Genomic DNA, 15,740 nt, shown 5'->3' with positions numbered 1-15,740 from the left:
CGCTCCGCAAGCGTCGCTCATGGCGCAACCTCGCAGGCTCGGTTGCGCCATGCCTGTCTCCGATTCGCTCCGCAAGCGTCGCTCATGGCCGCAGCTCCTTGCCGGTCAGGTCCAAGAACACGTCTTCAAGGCTGCGCTGCTCCACCCGCACGTCGGTGGCCAGCACGTTGAGCCGCGCACACCACGCGGTCACGGTCGCCAGGACCTGCGGGTCGATATGCCCCTCGACGAGGTATTCGCCGGGCGAAACCTCTCGGGCCGCATAGTTTTCCGGCAGCGCGGCGATCAGCAGCGTCAGATCCAGGCGGCGCGGCGCGGTGAACCGCAACTGCCCTTCGGCGCCGTCGTGCATCAGCTCGGCGGGTGTCCCGGCGGCCACCGCTGAGCCGTGATCGATGATGACGATGCGATCGGCGAGTTCCTCGGCCTCCTTGAGCTGGTGGGTCGTCAGCACCACCGTGACCCCGTCCCGGCGCAACGCGTCGATGAGCTCCCACACCACCAGCCGGGCGTGTGCGTCCATGCCCGCGGTCGGCTCGTCGAGAAACACCAATTCGGGGCGCCCGACCAGCGCGCAGGCCAGCGCCAGCCGCTGCTGCTGGCCGCCGGACAGCCGGCGATAGGTGGTGCGGGCGGCATCGGTGAGGCCGAGGGTGTCCAGCAGCCAGTCCGGGTCCAGGGGGTTGGCCGCGTACGAGGCCACCAGCCGCAGCATTTCGCCGGCGCGCGCAGCCGGATAGCCGCCGCCGCCCTGCAGCATGACGCCGATGCGCTCGCGCACCCGCGCGTTATCGCCCACCGGGTCCAGGCCGAGCACCTCGATGGTGCCGGCATCGGGTCGCACGAACCCTTCGCACATCTCGACGGTGGTGGTCTTGCCTGCACCGTTGGGGCCAAGCAGCGCCAGCACTTCAGCGGCATGCACCTCGAGGTCGAGGCCGGCCACCGCCGTCGTCGACCCATAGCGCTTGGACACCCCGCGCAGTCGTACGGGGATTTCGCGGCCGGAACTCACGGGGACTCAGCGTAGGCGCCGGGAGCGTGACGCGACGCCGGTGGCTCGGCTGGTGGCGCCGGATCGGGGTCCTGGCCGCTGAACGCCTCGGTGGTGCCGGGCACTTTCCGCCAGGGCAGCCGGTGCAGGGTCAGGGCGATCAGCATCAGCACGATCACCGTGCTGGCCACCGTGGCGTCCACGATCTGGAAGAGGGCGAAGCGGTCGCCGTTGGCGGTGGGGCCGAAGATGCCCACGATCAGCGACACCGCGATGGTGGCGATGCGGAATCCCGGCCGGGTGGCCCACGCCGCCAGGGGGATGATCGCCCACAGCAGATACCAGGGCTGCACGACGGGAAACAGCAGCACCGTGGCGCCCAACGCGACGCCCAGCCCGCCGACAGGATGCAGCCGCCCCCGCAGCACGGCCAGCAGCAACCAGGTCACCGTGATCATGATGATCAACACGCCCATCGCGCGGGTCAGCGACAGCACCGCGGTGGTGTGGTCGCCCAGACCGAGCAGGATCCCGACCTGGCCGGTGCCCAACGCGAGCAGAGTGGGTGGTGACATCCAGCTGCGCACCACGTTGGCGGTGCCCAGGGTGAAGATCCAGCCGAAGCCCAGCCCGCTGGCCCAGCCGATGAGCGCCATGACCACCACCGACAGGCCCATCGCCAGCGTGCTGGCCAGCAGGAACGCCCTGACTGTGCCGCCCCAGCGGTGCGCCAGCGCCATGGCCACAAAGCCCAGTGCCAGCAGGCCGGGCAGCTTGACCTGCGAGGACATCGTGATCAGCACCGCCCCGCCGGTCAGCAGGCCCAGCGGTGCCCAGGCCGCCCACTGCTGGCGGCCGTGCGGCCAGTGCAGCGGCCGCGGCAGCAGCGGAGCGGACACCATGCCCGCGGCGGCCGACCCGGCGGGCCCGGAGATCCCCCGCAGGGCAAACTCCGTGCCGGTCAGCATCAGCCCCAGCATCAGCGCTTCGTTGTGGATACCGGCCACCAGATGCATCAGCAGCAGTGGATTGGCGGCGCCGAGCCACAGGGCACTGACTTCGGCCACCCCGCAGCGGCGGGCCAGCCGCGGTACCGCCCACACGATCAGCCCCACGCCGATCAGCACCACGACCCGGTGGCTCAGCACGGCTGCGACGATGTTCTCCCCGGTCAGCGCGGAGATGCCGCGGCCGATCCACAGGAACAGCGGCCCGTAGGGCGCCGGGGTCTCGCGCCACAGGCTCGGCACCGACAGGGTGAACACGTGATCCAGGCCCAGGCCAGGGGCTGGGCCGACCTTGTACGGGTTGAGGCCGTTGGCCGAGATCTGGCTCTGGGCCAGGTAGGAGTAGACGTCCTTGCTGTACATCGGCGGCGCGATCAGCAGCGGCACCATCCACAGCAGCAGGGTGTGGTCGAGCTGGCTGCGCGACATCCGGCGGGGCCCGAGCGTGAAGCGGCCCAGCATCAACCAGGCCAGCGCCATCATCACCGCGCCGGTGGTCGTCATGGTCAGCGACACCGTCGCAATGCGCGAGGGCAGGTTCAGCAGCCGGACGCCGAACGTCGGGTCCTGCACGACCGGCCGGGCGCCGGCTCCCAGCGCCCCGATGCCCATCAGCATGGTCCCGGTGGCACCGAAGATCCGGGTCCGGCGCATCGCGCGCAGTTCGGCGTCGTTGAGGGGCGAGCCCACGGTGCGCTCATCGCCGTGCAAGCGGGCGATGGAGGAACTCAACGAGCGTTGGCGGGCTGCCACCACAGCACTCTAACCGCAGGGCTCACCTGGCCCGGAGCCGCTGAGGGTGCCCTTGCTTTACCCGCTCGATCAATTGCGTCACACTGGTGTTGTGAAAATCCCGGCCGATGCATACCCGGTGCCCGCTGTGGGCGCTCCGGTGCATGACGGCCAGACGCGGCGGGCGATTGTGCAGCTGCTGCTGGAATCGGGATCGATCACCGCCGCCGAGATCGGCCGCCGGCTGGGTATTTCCGCGGCCGGTGTGCGTCGCCACCTTGATGCGCTCATCGAAGCGGGCGACGCGCAGGCCAACGCCGCGGCGGCGTGGCAACAGGCCGGCCGCGGCAGGCCCGCCAAGCGCTATCGGCTGACCGCTGCGGGGCGCGCAAAGCTTGAGCACACCTACGACGACCTGGCCTCGGCCGCGATCCGGCAATTGCGTGAGATCGGCGGCGAGCAGGCGGTCGAGGCGTTCGCCCGGCGTCGGATCGACGCGATCCTGGCGGGAGTAAAGCCGGGGCCCGACGATGTTGAATCCACTGCTGAGCGGGTAGCCGACGCATTGACCAAGGCCGGCTACGCGGCGACGACGACGCGGGTGCGCGGCCCGGTGCAGGGCATCCAGATCTGCCAGCACCACTGCCCGGTTTCGCATGTCGCCGAAGAGTTCCCGGAGCTGTGTGAAGCCGAGAAAGAGGCCATGTCGGAGATCCTCGGGACCCACGTACAGCGGCTGGCGACGATCGCCAACGGCGACTGCGCCTGCACCACCCACGTGCCGCTGACCCCGGCAACGCCCTAGCCCAGACCACCTTCGGCGCACAGCCCGCGCCGAAGCCGCCACGAACGCATAAGGAGCGTCGCCATGACACTCACCCCGGATGCCAGGCCGGCCGAGTCGCCGCTGACCCAGGAGGAGACGATCGCCTCGCTGGGCCGCTACGGCTACGGCTGGGCGGACTCCGACGTCGCGGGCGCCAGCGCGCAGCGTGGCCTGTCGGAGGCTGTGGTGCGCGACATCTCGGCCAAGAAGAGCGAACCCGAGTGGATGCTCGAGATGCGTCTGAAGGCGCTGCGCACCTTCGACAAGAAGCCCATGCCGAACTGGGGCTCCAACCTCGAGGGCATCTTCTTCGACAACATCAAGTACTTCGTGCGCTCCAGCGAGAAGCAGGCCGCGACCTGGGATGACCTGCCCGAGGACATCCGCAACACCTACGACCGGCTCGGTATCCCGGAGGCGGAGAAGCAGCGCCTGGTGTCCGGTGTCGCGGCGCAGTACGAGTCCGAGGTGGTCTATCACTCGATTCGCGAGGATCTCGAGGCCCAGGGTGTGATCTTCCTCGACACGGACACCGCGCTCAAGGAACACCCAGATATCTTCAAGCAGTACTTCGGCACCGTGATCCCGGCCGGGGACAACAAATTCTCCGCGCTCAACACGGCGGTGTGGTCCGGCGGGTCGTTCATCTACGTGCCGAAGGGTGTACACGTCGACATCCCGCTGCAGGCCTACTTCCGGATCAACACCGAGAACATGGGCCAGTTCGAGCGGACGTTGATCATCGTCGACGAGGACGCCTACGTGCACTATGTCGAAGGGTGTACCGCGCCGATCTACAAGAGCGACTCACTGCACTCCGCGGTTGTCGAAATCATCGTCAAGCCGGGCGGACGGTGCCGTTACACGACCATCCAGAACTGGTCGAACAACGTCTACAACCTGGTGACCAAGCGAGCCCGCGCCGAGGCCGGTGCCACCATGGAGTGGGTCGACGGCAACATCGGCTCGAAGGTCACCATGAAGTATCCGGCGGTCTGGATGACCGGTGAGCATGCCAAGGGCGAGGTGCTTTCGGTGGCGTTCGCCGGCGAGGGCCAGCATCAGGATACCGGCGCCAAAATGTTGCACCTGGCCCCGAACACCAGCAGCAATATCGTGTCCAAGTCGGTGGCACGCGGTGGTGGCCGGGCGTCCTACCGCGGCCTGGTCCAAGTTAACAAGGGTGCGCACGGCTCGCGTTCGAGCGTCAAATGCGATGCGTTGCTGGTGGATTCGATCAGCCGCTCCGACACCTACCCCTATGTCGACATCCGCGAGGACGACGTCACCATGGGCCACGAGGCCACCGTCTCCAAGGTCAGTGCCGACCAGCTGTTCTACCTGATGAGCCGCGGAATGACCGAGGACGAGGCGATGGCGATGGTCGTGCGCGGCTTCGTCGAGCCGATCGCCAAGGAACTGCCCATGGAGTACGCCCTGGAGCTCAACCGGCTGATCGAACTGCAGATGGAAGGCGCGGTCGGCTGATGGGGACAACGAAGCGACGGGACATATAGATAGATGGCGCAGAACCTCACCGCGACCCTCGAGGGTCGCAATAAGGGCGAGCAGTTCGCCTCCTTCGACGTCGACGCCTTCGAGGTGCCCGGCGGTCGCGACGAACTGTGGCGATTCACCCCACTCAAGCGGCTGCGTGGCCTGCACGACGGCTCTGCGCCGGCCACCGGCACCGCGCAGATCAGCGTCGCCGAGCAACCCGGCGTGACGGTCGAATCCGTCCGTCGCGGCGACCCGCGCCTGGGCCAGGGTGGCATTCCCGCCGACCGTGTTGCCGCACAGGCATTCTCGTCGTTCAACGGCGCCACGATCGTCACCGTCGGACGTAGCGCCCATACCGACACGCCGGTCGAGATCGCGGTCACCGGACCCGGTGCAGGCGCTACCGCCTACGGCCATCTGCAGGTTCGGGTCGAGGAACTCGGCGAAGCCGTCGTCGTCATCGACCACCGCGGCAGCGGCACCTACGCCGACAACGTGGAGTTCGTCGTGGCCGACGCCGCCCGGCTCACGGTGGTGTGGATCGCCGACTGGGCCGACGACGTGGTGCACGTCGGCGCCCAGCATGCCCGATTGGGCAAGGATGCGGTGCTGCGCCACGTGGCCGTCACCCTCGGCGGCGAAGTAGTCCGCACCTCGGTCACGGTGCGTTACGACGCCCCCGGCGGCGACGCCGAGCTGCTTGGCCTCTACTTCGCCGACGAAGGCCAGCACCTGGAATCGCGGCTGCTGGTCGACCACGCGCAGCCCAACTGCAAGTCCAACGTGCTCTATAAGGGTGCGCTGCAAGGTGATCCGGCCTCCAACAAGCCCGACGCGCACACCGTGTGGGTCGGTGACGTGCTCATCCGCGCCGATGCCACCGGGACCGACACCTTCGAGGTGAACCGCAACCTGGTGCTCACCGACGGCGCACGCGCCGACTCGGTACCCAACCTGGAGATCGAGACCGGTGAGATCGTCGGCGCCGGCCACGCCAGCGCCACCGGCCGCTTCGACGACGAGCAGCTGTTCTACCTGCAGGCGCGCGGTATCCCCGAGGAGCAGGCCCGCCGTCTGGTGGTGCGGGGGTTCTTCGGCGAGATCATCGCCAAGATCGCCGTGCCCGACATCCGCGACCGCTTGACCGACGCCATCGAACACGAACTAGCCATCACTGAATCGAGAATCGCACAGCCATGAGCACCCTGGAAATCAAGGACCTTCACGTCAGCGTGGCCAACGAGGACGGGACCGAGAAAGAGATCCTCAAGGGCGTCGACCTGACCGTGAAGTCGGGGGAGACCCATGCGGTCATGGGGCCCAACGGATCCGGCAAGTCGACGCTGTCCTATTCGATCGCCGGCCACCCCAAGTACCACGTCACCTCGGGGTCGATCACCCTCGACGGCCAGGACGTGCTGGAGATGAGCGTCGACGAGCGCGCCCGCGCCGGGTTGTTCCTGGCCATGCAGTACCCGGTCGAGGTGCCGGGTGTGTCGATGTCGAACTTCCTGCGCACGGCGGCGACCGCGGTCCGCGGCGAGGCACCCAAGCTGCGGCACTGGGTAAAAGAGGTCAAGGCCGCGATGACCGACCTGGAGATCGACCCGCAGTTCGCCGAACGCAGCGTCAACGAAGGCTTCTCCGGCGGTGAGAAGAAACGGCACGAGATCCTGCAGCTCGGTCTGCTCAAGCCGAAGATCGCCATCCTCGACGAGACCGACTCCGGTCTGGACGTGGACGCCCTGCGGGTGGTCAGCGAAGGCGTCAACCGCTTCGCCGAGGCCGAGCATGCCGGTGTACTGCTGATCACCCACTACACCCGCATCCTGCGCTACATCCGCCCCGCATTCGTCCACGTCTTCGTCGACGGCCGCATCGTCGCCTCGGGCGGACCGGAACTGGCCGACGAGCTGGAGGAGAACGGCTACGTGCGGTTTACCCAGCAGGCTGCGGCGACCGGGGCCTGAGGTGACCGCGTCGGTCGACCTTGACGTTACGGCGATCCGCGCCGACTTCCCGATCTTGAGTCGGGTGATGCGCGGTGGCCACCAACTGGCCTACCTGGACTCCGGGGCCACCTCGCAGAAGCCGTTGCAAGTCCTCGACGCCGAGCGGTACTTCCTGACCCACCACTACGGCGCCGTCCACCGCGGGGCCCACCAGCTGATGGAGGAGTCCACCGACGCCTACGAGCTCGGCCGCGCGGACATCGCCGCGTTCGTCGGGGCCAGGGCCGGCGAGCTGGCCTTCACCAAGAACGCCACCGAGGCGCTCAACCTGGTGTCCTATGTGCTGGGGGACAGCCGGTATGCGGGCGCAGTCGGGCCGGGTGACGTCATCGTCACCACCGAACTGGAACACCACGCGAACCTGATTCCCTGGCAGGAGCTGGCCCGCCGCACCGGCGCCACCCTCAAGTGGTACGGCCTGACCGATGACGGCCATGTCGACCTGGACTCGCTGCAACTCGACGAGCGGGTCAAAGTCGTTGCCTTCACCCATCATTCGAATGTGACCGGAACGGCACCACCGGTCGAGGAGATGGTGAAACGCTCCAAGGCTGTCGGTGCGCTGACGGTGCTGGACGCCTGCCAATCCGTGCCGCACCAGAGGGTGGACTTTGGTGCTCTCGGCATCGATTTCGCAGCCTTCTCAGGTCACAAGATGCTCGGCCCCACCGGCATCGGCGCACTGTACGGCCGTGCCGAACTGCTCGAGGCCTTGCCGCCGTTCCTGACCGGTGGCTCGATGATCGAGACGGTGACGATGGAGGGTGCCACCTACTCGGCGCCGCCGCAGCGCTTCGAGGCGGGCACCCAGATGATCTCGCAGGTGGTCGGGTTGGCCGCGGCCGCGCGATACCTCGACGGAATCGGCATGCCGGCGGTGGCCGCCCACGAGCAGCAGCTGGTCGCGGCGGCCTTGGAGGGTCTGAGCGCCATCGACGGTGTGCGGATCATCGGCCCGACGAACGCCGCGCAGCGCCGATCTCCGGTGGCCTTTGTGGTTGATGGTGTGCACGCCCACGACGTCGGACAGGTCCTTGACGACGACGGGGTTGCGGTGCGCGTCGGGCACCACTGCGCGTGGCCGCTGCACCGCCGCTTCGGAGTCGCCGCGACCGTGCGCGCATCGTTCGCGGTGTACAACACCCTCGATGAGGTCGACCGGCTGATCGCCGGGGTGCGGCGGGCGATCGAGTTCTTCGGCAGGTAGGCGACGTGAGACTGGAACAGATGTACCAGGAAGTGATCCTGGACCATTACAAGCGCCCGCACCACCGCGGGTTGCGCGAGCCATTCGGGGCCGAAGTGCACCACGTCAACCCGACCTGCGGTGACGAGGTGACGTTGCGGGTGGCTCTGTCCGGCGACGGAGAGCACGTCGAGGACGTCTCTTATGACGGCCAGGGCTGCTCGATCAGCCAGGCTGCCACCTCGGTGCTGACCGATCAGGTGATCGGGCAGACCGTGGGCGATGCCCTCAAGACGGTCGCCGCGTTCACGGAGATGGTGTCCTCCCGCGGAACCATCGAGGGCGACGAGGACGTGATCGGCGATGGAGTGGCCTTCGCCGGGGTGTCCAAGTATCCGGCGCGAGTCAAATGTGCGCTGCTGGGCTGGATGGCATTCAAAGATGCGGTGGCCCAGGCATCGCACCGCCTAGACGTAGAGGAGAAGTCATGACCGACGTGACCGGGGAATTGAACCCGGAGGGCAGGAGCGAAGCGACCCGGGAATTGAACCCGGAGGGCAGGAGCGAAGTGTCCGACGAGCTGCTGGCGGACATCGAGGAGGCCATGCGCGACGTGGTCGACCCCGAGCTCGGCATCAACGTCGTCGACCTCGGCTTGGTCTATGGGCTCAACGTGGACAAGAGCGACGCCGGCACGGTGGCGCAGATCGACATGACCCTGACCTCGGCGGCCTGCCCGCTGACCGACGTCATCGAGGACCAGACACTCACGGCACTGGTCGGCGCGGGTCTGGTCAACGAGGCCAAGATCAACTGGGTGTGGAACCCGCCGTGGGGTCCGGACAAGATCACCGAGGACGGCCGCGAGCAGCTTCGCGCACTGGGCTTCACGGTCTAGTCGTACGGCTCGCCGGTGGCCAGGAAGTGCTCTAGGCGGCCAGCGTGTCGCCTGCTGCCGACGACGACTGGTTCTGCGTATTGGCCAGTCGGGCGGTCACCATCATGAACCGACTCGGTTTCCAGGCCGCCAGGAAGTCCTCGTAGGACAACGCCATGCCCTGTCCCTGGGCCAAGGCGGTGTCGTTGATGTAGACCACCTTGTTGGTGACGTCGACCCCGAGCACCGTCACCGCGTGGTTGCCTTGGATGAAGCCGCCCGGTCGTGTCCACCCCCCGACGATGCTCGCCGTGACCCGGCCGTGAATGGAGACGATCACCGACTGGCCCTGCGACAGCGAGGTGACCATGTCCTGCAGCGCCCGGTCGCCCTGCCCCGACGTGTAATAGGTGGCGGTGGACGTGATGCCGTGCTTGGTCAGCAGGTTCATCGCGTCGGTGTAGAAGACGTACTCGTCGTTGAGGGGGTCGTAGATGTTGCCGCTGCGGTCGACCCACTTCCTGAACAACTGTGAGTAGAACCTGCCGCGGGTGTACGTCGCGCTCTGCGTGGTGCTGGCCTCAACGATGATCTCGGTCGGATCTGGCATCTTTCCGGTGAGTTGCCCGATGACTTGGGCCGTCGACATCAGGACACAGGTGTTGCCTCGCTGTCGTTTCCAGTACGTCGCGTACTTGGCCGGATTGCCGTAGACCCCCTGCCCTGGGCTGGGCAGGGCGGTCGGCGTTGCCGTGTCGGACGCCGTCGGTTGGGCCGGCCCTGCGATTGCCGTTTCGACGTTGCGCCGCACGGCGTCCAGGTTTCGGCGCGCACCCTCGAGCGCAGACTGCGCGGCCCGCGTCAGCCGCGCCGGGGTCGACAGCTCCGGATCCGATTGCGTCGACGTCGGTGTCTCATTGGGCAGGCGAAGTGTGACGACCGACGCCGAACCGCGGGCCGCGTTGGCGTGCGGGCTGATTCGGACCGGGCTGCTGCTAGCCGACGGAGCGGGCGTCTTGCTGACGCGCGCGGAGGAGGGACGTGCGGAGGCCGGGCGTGACGGTGACGGCGAGGCTGATGACGCGTTATCGGCGCTGTCGGGCGCGGCCGAGGCCACCGCCCCGGAGGCGATCGCCAGTCCCGCTCCGAACAAGACGGCCACGATGGTGGCTCGACCCGCGCGCCTGGCCGAACTCACCCCGGCTCGCCGGTTGTGCTGTTGGTCAGCCAATGACCGAAGCCTCGGAGGCTGCTCGACGCTTACCATGACAGCTCACTAACCCCCGGATGATTAAGCGGCCAACGCGAAATCGTCGGCGCGCGCGCCGCTGATCTGCGCGCTCGGTGCTTGTTCGACGACCATCATTTCGTAGAACTTCGGCTTCCAAGCCTGCATGAAGTCGGCTTTCAGCATCACTTTCCCCTTGCCGTCGGCGCCGAGCGCAGCGTCATTGACGATCACCTCGTTGGTGGTGTCGTCGACCGCAACGATCACGACCAGGCGCACCACGTTGCCGGTGAAGTTGGGGGCGGGGGAGCTGATCAGGGCCACGACCGCTTTCTTCTGGTCCAGTGCCGCGATGACGTTGGCCAGCGCGGTGTCACCGTCTGCGCTGTTGTAGAAGCTGCCCTTGGGCAGCACGCCGTGGTTCTCCATGAGCTGGGCGGCGTCGTTCGACCAGACCCAGTCGTTGGTGTCTGCGCCCAAGTACATCTTCCGGGGCTTACCGGTCCCGTTCCCGGTCACCGGGTCCAGGGCTTCCCGGTCGACGCTGTCGGTGTCGGTGGCTTCTTCGACAATGGCGTCGAAGTTCGGCATCGTGCCGGTCAGTTGGCCGACCACCATGGCCACGACCGCGAGGTTGGCAATGCGTGTCGGCGACGCTTGCCAAAAGTCCTGGTTCTTCAGGTTGCCATGGATGACATCGGTGTCTTCCGGCGGCTGCGCCGGCGGCCGCGGGGTGTGGACCTGGCCGAGGCCGAACGCCCGGGTCAGGTTGTGCCACAGCGTGTTGAGCTCACGACGCAGTCCGTCCAGGGCGGCGACGATTACCTGCTGCACGTCCGCCAGGGTCGGCAGGCTCAGTGCCGTCCGTCGCGCCAACTGCTGGGCGGCCGGTGCGGGCGTAACGTCTGCCGCGGGTGGCGACGTGGCCACCGACAGCCGGGGTGCGGCGCCGGGCTCAGCCGCCGTGGCGGGCGCCGAACTGACCGCAACCGGCCGCGGCGCGGCGCGGGCCGGCTCAACAGCCGGGGCAGCGCCGCGCGATGTGATGACGGCGGCGGATGACCGGGACGCGGCCGAGCGGCTGGCTGACCGGGCGGGGCCGGTGTTCAGCGACGAGGCCGGCGATGAGTGCGACAGCCGGGCCGACGAGCCACGTGTCGGCGACGATGTGTGTGCTGGCGACGGTGAAGCCGCCGCGGTGCTATCGGAGGCGTCGGGTGCGGCGGAGGCCACGGCACCGGAGGCGATCAGCAAGCCCGCGCCGAGCACGACGGCGGCCGCCGTCGCCCATGCCACCCGCTTTGCGGTCACGCCAGCCCCCACCCGCGCTCAGGTTTCCTTCGATTAACGACGCTGACAATAACAGCTGGCGGATCCGCGCGGCAGCTTTCAGCTACCCCCCCGACAGCGGTCCCCGGCCGATACCCACCGCCACCTGCTCACCTCGTCCGCCGCCGCACCGGGCCGATATCCGGCCGATACCATCGTGTTTCGATGACGATCGAGATCGACGAGAAGGCTGTGGTCGCCGGTCTGCGTGCGCGCGACGAGGCGGTGTTCACCCAACTCGTCGATGCGCACACACCCGCGCTGCTGCGGGTCGCTCGCAGCTATGTCTCCAGCCGGGAGACCGCCGAAGAAGTCGTCCAGGAAACATGGATCGCCGTGCTGCGGGGCATCCACACCTTCGAGGGCCGCTCGTCACTGCGCACCTGGCTGTTCGCAATCATGATCAACATCGCCAAGTCGCGCGGCATCCGCGATCGCCGCGCCGGCGAGGCCGAGATCGCTGCCGTCACCGGCTGGACTGTCGACCCGGCGCGGTTCCGCCCGGCGGGCGACCGCTGGCCCGGGCATTGGAAGAGCGGGGAAGAGCCGTCCGCGTTCCCGGACGGCCCGGAAGGCTCGGCGCTCGGTCGCGAGCTCATCGAGATCGCCCACGCCGAACTCGACCGGCTCCCGCCACGGCAGAGTCAGGTGGTGGCCTTGCGTGACATGCTGGATTTCGACTCGAGTGAGGTGTGCGAACTGCTCAACATCAGCGCAGCCAACCAGCGGGTGCTGCTGCATCGTGGTCGCGCCGCGGTGCGAAAGGCGCTCGAGGACTATCTGGCGGACCGACCATGATGCCGCTGGACTGCAACCAACTTGTCGAACTCGTCACGGCCTACCTCGACGGCGCGCTGGATCTGGACACCCGGGTGCGCTTTGATCAGCACCTCACCGAATGCGACGGATGCGAGAATTATCTGCAGCAGTTTCGTGGCACGGTGGACACCCTCGGCCGCATCGACTGCGATGACCTCGATCCGGATTTCCGTAGTCGCCTGTTGCGGGCCTTCCAGGACTTCAATTCCTGACCTCCCCCAGGGAATGTCGGCCGCTGCGGCCGGTGTTGACTAGCCACATGGTGGACGACGCTCGACTACAGGAACTGTTCGCGCCGCTGACGATCGGCCCGCTGACGCTGCGCAACCGGTTCGCGATGGCGCCGATGACTCGCGGAGCCTCGCCGGGCGGCGTTCCCGGGCCGGACGTGGCCGCCTACTACCGCCGCCGCGCGGCCGGCGGAACCGCGCTGATCATCACCGAGGGCGTCCGGATGCCGCACCCGGCTGCCGGCTGGCCCGACGCCATCCCCGAACTCGACGGCGCCGACGTGTTGCGTGGATGGCGTGCGGTCACCGAGGCCGTGCACGCCGAGGGTGGCGCCATTGCCGCCCAGCTCTGGCATCAGGGTGCGGCTCGCGGTGAACACGACGGCGACACCCCCGACCAGCTGCCGGTCAGCCCGTCGGGCCTCGACGTCGCCGGCAATCCGGTCGGCCGGGCGTTGGCGACTGAGGAACTGCCCGCGGTGGCGCAGGCCTTCGCGCTCGGTGCCCGCAACGCCCGTGAGACCGGGTTCGACGCGGTGGAGATCCACGGTGCCCACGGCTATCTTCTCGACCAATTCCTCTGGGCGGGAACCAATCACCGCACCGACGGCTACGGCGGCTCGCTGGCGGCCCGGACCCGGTTCCCCGCCGAGGTCGTCGCTGCCGTGCGCGCCGCGGTGGGACCCGACTTCCCGATCATCTACCGGTTCTCGCAATGGAAGATGAACCGCTACGACGCGACCATTGCCGACACCCCCGCCGAACTCGAACGCGTGCTCGCCCCGCTCGTCGACGCCGGGGTCGATGTACTGCACCCGTCCACCCGGCGCCACTACCTGCCCGGCTTCCCGGATGATGATCCGCAGCTGAGCCTGGCCGGCTGGACGAAGAAGGTGACCGGCGTGCCGGTGATCGCCGTCGGATCGGTCGGCCTGGAAACCGAATTCAAGCCCGGCGATCCCGGTGGGCTGATTCCGTCGGCGCCGGTCGACCGGCTGCTCGACCAGTTCGATGCCGGCGAGTTCGACATCATCGCCGTGGGGCGCGCGCTGCTGGCCGACCCCGCCTGGGTCAACCACCTGCGCGACGGCCAGCTCGGCGAGTTCACCGGATTCGACGCGGCGGCCGCGCTCTCCCGTTTGTATTGATACCGGCAGGGAACACACAGACTCACCCCGACGTTAGGAGATTCGTGGCTACTCAAGACCTCACCGCACAGAACTTCAACGACACCATCGCCGGTAACGACATCGTGCTGGTCGACTTTTGGGCGTCGTGGTGCGGGCCCTGTCGCGCGTTCGCACCGACGTTCTCGGCGTCTGCGGAGAAGCATCCCGACATCGTTTACGGCAAGGTCGACACCGAGGCCGAGCAGCAGCTCGCCGCGGCGGCCGAGATCCGGTCCATCCCGACGCTGATGGCCTTCAAGAAGGGCAAGCTGATCTTCAACCAGGCCGGTGCGCTGCCGCCGGCCGCACTGGAGGATCTCATCCGCCAGGTTGAGGAGTTCGACGTCGACGCCGCGGTCGCCCAGTCTCAGTCCGACGACGCCTGAACGCGGGCACGGGTTACCGTGCAGGCGTGAATCGTGACTCTGGCCTCGTCCTCGTCGATCAACCGCATCCGCACGTCGCTCTGGTCACGCTCAATCGTCCGGAGCGGATGAACTCGATGGCCTTCGACGTGATGGTTCCGCTCAAGGACGTCTTGGACGAGCTGACCTACGACAATTCCGTGCGGGTGGTGGTGCTGACCGGCGCGGGCCGGGGCTTCTCGTCGGGCGCCGACCACAAGTCTGCCGGGTCGGTACCGCACGTCGCGGGACTGACCCGGCCCACCTACGGCCTACGGTCCATGGAACTGCTCGACGATGTGATCCTGGCCATGCGCCGGCTACACCAGCCGATCATCGCTGCGGTCAACGGGGCGGCCATTGGCGGGGGATTGTGCCTGGCCCTTGCCGCCGACATCCGGGTCGCCGCCGGCGACGCGTATTTCCGCGCTGCGGGCATCAACAACGGGCTGACCGCCAGCGAGCTGGGCCTTAGTTACCTGCTACCACGGGCGATCGGGTCGTCACGGGCTTTCGAGATCATGCTCACCGGCCGCGACGTCGACGCCGAGGAGGCCGAACGGATCGGACTGGTGTCCAAGCAGGTGCCCGCCGAGGACCTGCTGCCGACCTGTTTTGAGATCGCCGCCCGCATTGCGGCGTTCTCCCGCCCCGGAACCGAGTTGACCAAGCGGACGCTATGGAGTGGACTAGACGCCGGTAGCCTGGAAGGGCATATGCAGGCCGAGGGCCTCGGGCAGCTCTATGTGCGCCTGCTCACCGCGAACTTCGAAGAAGCGGTCGCCGCGCGCGCCGAGCAGCGCGCCCCGGTCTTCACCGACGAGAAGAAGTAGCAACCAAGGGGAGCAGCGCCAGTGATTACCGCAACGGACCTCGAGGTCCGCGCTGGGGCGCGCACCCTGTTACTGGCCGAGGGCCCCGCTCTGCGAGTCCAGCCCGGTGACCGTATCGGCCTGGTCGGGCGCAACGGTGCCGGCAAGACGACGACGATGCGGATCCTGGCCGGTGAGGGTGACCCCTACGCGGGCACCCTCACCCGTACCGGCGAGATCGGTTACCTGCCGCAGGATCCCCGCGAGGGCGACCTGGACGTCCTGGCCCGCGATCGGGTGCTGTCGGCGCGGGGCCTGGACACCTTGCTGGCTGACCTGGAAAAGCAGCAGGTGCTGATGGCCGAGGTGGTCGACGAGGCGGCTCGCGACAAGGCAGTACGCCGATACGGCCAGCTCGAGGAACGGTTCGCTGCTCTCGGCGGATATGCCGCCGAGAGCGAGGCCGGACGGATCTGCGCCAGCCTCGGACTGCCCGAACGGGTTCTCACCCAATCGCTTCGCACTCTCTCCGGTGGCCAGCGCCGGCGGGTGGAGCTGGCCCGGATCCTGTTCGCGGCCAGTGACACCGGCGCCGGATCGTCTATGACGCTGTTG

At 67.9% G+C, this 15,740-nt stretch carries 18 protein-coding genes; 14 read left to right on the top strand and 4 right to left on the bottom strand.

Annotated elements, in window-relative coordinates; translation table 11 throughout:
* Positions 1-82: 82 nt before the first annotated feature.
* Positions 83-1,015 (bottom strand): ABC transporter ATP-binding protein, encoded by a 933-nt coding sequence (locus tag ADBZ9K_RS00605; RefSeq protein WP_526617770.1) that lies wholly within the window; start codon positions 1,013-1,015, stop codon positions 83-85.
* Positions 1,012-2,754, bottom strand: coding sequence for a polyprenol phosphomannose-dependent alpha 1,6 mannosyltransferase MptB (gene mptB / locus ADBZ9K_RS00600; RefSeq protein ID WP_526617769.1), 1,743 nt, complete (start codon positions 2,752-2,754; stop codon positions 1,012-1,014). The genes ADBZ9K_RS00605 and mptB overlap by 4 nt, the downstream gene beginning before the upstream one ends.
* Before the next feature lie 40 nt (positions 2,755-2,794).
* On the opposite strand from mptB, the gene ADBZ9K_RS00595 reads away from it, so the two are divergent.
* The 7 genes from ADBZ9K_RS00595 (at position 2,795) to ADBZ9K_RS00565 (ending at position 9,155) form a co-directional block, all read left to right on the top strand.
* Positions 2,795-3,538 (top strand): helix-turn-helix transcriptional regulator, encoded by a 744-nt coding sequence (locus ADBZ9K_RS00595; RefSeq protein ID WP_526617843.1) that lies wholly within the window; start codon positions 2,795-2,797, stop codon positions 3,536-3,538.
* A 63-nt stretch (positions 3,539-3,601) separates the two neighbouring features.
* Entirely contained in the window at positions 3,602-5,047 is a 1,446-nt protein-coding gene (gene sufB, locus ADBZ9K_RS00590) for a Fe-S cluster assembly protein SufB (RefSeq protein ID WP_526617768.1), read from the top strand.
* Between the two features lie 33 nt (positions 5,048-5,080).
* On the top strand, positions 5,081-6,259 hold the full coding sequence (gene sufD, locus ADBZ9K_RS00585) for a Fe-S cluster assembly protein SufD (protein WP_526617767.1): 1,179 nt from the start codon (positions 5,081-5,083) through the stop codon (positions 6,257-6,259).
* Complete coding sequence (gene sufC, locus ADBZ9K_RS00580; protein ID WP_526617765.1) at positions 6,256-7,029, top strand: Fe-S cluster assembly ATPase SufC; 774 nt, start codon at positions 6,256-6,258, stop codon at positions 7,027-7,029. Before sufD ends, sufC begins: the two co-directional genes overlap by 4 nt.
* A 1-nt stretch (position 7,030) precedes the next feature.
* The gene (locus ADBZ9K_RS00575; protein ID WP_526617763.1) at positions 7,031-8,278 is read left to right on the top strand and encodes a cysteine desulfurase; all 1,248 of its coding nucleotides are present in this window, start codon (positions 7,031-7,033) and stop codon (positions 8,276-8,278) included.
* Between the two features lie 20 nt (positions 8,279-8,298).
* Positions 8,299-8,748, top strand: a complete 450-nt coding sequence (gene sufU, locus ADBZ9K_RS00570; RefSeq protein ID WP_526617841.1) for a Fe-S cluster assembly sulfur transfer protein SufU — start codon at positions 8,299-8,301, stop codon at positions 8,746-8,748.
* Complete coding sequence (locus ADBZ9K_RS00565; protein WP_526617762.1) at positions 8,745-9,155, top strand: metal-sulfur cluster assembly factor; 411 nt, start codon at positions 8,745-8,747, stop codon at positions 9,153-9,155. Before sufU ends, ADBZ9K_RS00565 begins: the two co-directional genes overlap by 4 nt.
* Before the next feature lie 31 nt (positions 9,156-9,186).
* Here ADBZ9K_RS00565 and ADBZ9K_RS00560 read toward each other — a convergent pair whose 3' ends face one another.
* On the bottom strand, positions 9,187-10,332 hold the full coding sequence (locus tag ADBZ9K_RS00560) for a C39 family peptidase (protein ID WP_526617760.1): 1,146 nt from the start codon (positions 10,330-10,332) through the stop codon (positions 9,187-9,189).
* 93 nt (positions 10,333-10,425) lie between these two features.
* Complete coding sequence (locus tag ADBZ9K_RS00555; RefSeq protein ID WP_526617758.1) at positions 10,426-11,292, bottom strand: hypothetical protein; 867 nt, start codon at positions 11,290-11,292, stop codon at positions 10,426-10,428.
* Between ADBZ9K_RS00555 and ADBZ9K_RS00550 the strand changes: the two genes are divergently transcribed.
* The 7 genes from ADBZ9K_RS00550 to ADBZ9K_RS00520 form a co-directional block, all read left to right on the top strand.
* Positions 11,285-11,710, top strand: coding sequence for a hypothetical protein (locus tag ADBZ9K_RS00550; RefSeq protein ID WP_526617757.1), 426 nt, complete (start codon positions 11,285-11,287; stop codon positions 11,708-11,710). The genes ADBZ9K_RS00555 and ADBZ9K_RS00550 overlap by 8 nt on opposite strands.
* 146 nt (positions 11,711-11,856) lie before the next feature.
* Positions 11,857-12,489, top strand: a complete 633-nt coding sequence (locus ADBZ9K_RS00545) for an RNA polymerase sigma factor (RefSeq protein ID WP_526617756.1) — start codon at positions 11,857-11,859, stop codon at positions 12,487-12,489.
* Positions 12,486-12,722 (top strand): anti-sigma factor family protein, encoded by a 237-nt coding sequence (locus ADBZ9K_RS00540; protein ID WP_526617755.1) that lies wholly within the window; start codon positions 12,486-12,488, stop codon positions 12,720-12,722. Before ADBZ9K_RS00545 ends, ADBZ9K_RS00540 begins: the two co-directional genes overlap by 4 nt.
* A 47-nt stretch (positions 12,723-12,769) precedes the next feature.
* On the top strand, positions 12,770-13,888 hold the full coding sequence (locus tag ADBZ9K_RS00535; protein WP_526617754.1) for an NADH:flavin oxidoreductase: 1,119 nt from the start codon (positions 12,770-12,772) through the stop codon (positions 13,886-13,888).
* A 44-nt stretch (positions 13,889-13,932) separates the two neighbouring features.
* On the top strand, positions 13,933-14,295 hold the full coding sequence (gene trxA, locus ADBZ9K_RS00530) for a thioredoxin (RefSeq protein WP_526617752.1): 363 nt from the start codon (positions 13,933-13,935) through the stop codon (positions 14,293-14,295).
* Positions 14,292-15,146, top strand: coding sequence for an enoyl-CoA hydratase (locus ADBZ9K_RS00525; RefSeq protein WP_526617839.1), 855 nt, complete (start codon positions 14,292-14,294; stop codon positions 15,144-15,146). The genes trxA and ADBZ9K_RS00525 overlap by 4 nt, the downstream gene beginning before the upstream one ends.
* A 21-nt stretch (positions 15,147-15,167) precedes the next feature.
* The coding region (locus ADBZ9K_RS00520) for an ATP-binding cassette domain-containing protein (RefSeq protein WP_526617751.1) at positions 15,168-15,740 on the top strand (573 nt) is incomplete at its 3' end.

It is taken from the genome of Mycobacterium sp. (genome assembly GCF_965229265.1).
In the GTDB taxonomy this organism is placed as follows: domain Bacteria; phylum Actinomycetota; class Actinomycetes; order Mycobacteriales; family Mycobacteriaceae; genus Mycobacterium.
Note: the sequence above shows the minus strand (reverse complement) of the source record. Positions and strands in the feature narration are given on the sequence as shown.

Coding starts and splice junctions, on each gene's coding strand:
- sufD (WP_526617767.1), top strand. CDS start 5,081: ATGGCGCAGAACCTCACCGCGACCCTCGAGGGTCGCAATAAGGGCGAG.
- ADBZ9K_RS00565 (WP_526617762.1), top strand. CDS start 8,745: ATGACCGACGTGACCGGGGAATTGAACCCGGAGGGCAGGAGCGAAGCG.
- sufU (WP_526617841.1), top strand. CDS start 8,299: ATGTACCAGGAAGTGATCCTGGACCATTACAAGCGCCCGCACCACCGC.
- ADBZ9K_RS00535 (WP_526617754.1), top strand. CDS start 12,770: ATGGTGGACGACGCTCGACTACAGGAACTGTTCGCGCCGCTGACGATC.
- sufC (WP_526617765.1), top strand. CDS start 6,256: ATGAGCACCCTGGAAATCAAGGACCTTCACGTCAGCGTGGCCAACGAG.
- ADBZ9K_RS00540 (WP_526617755.1), top strand. CDS start 12,486: ATGATGCCGCTGGACTGCAACCAACTTGTCGAACTCGTCACGGCCTAC.
- ADBZ9K_RS00545 (WP_526617756.1), top strand. CDS start 11,857: ATGACGATCGAGATCGACGAGAAGGCTGTGGTCGCCGGTCTGCGTGCG.
- sufB (WP_526617768.1), top strand. CDS start 3,602: ATGACACTCACCCCGGATGCCAGGCCGGCCGAGTCGCCGCTGACCCAG.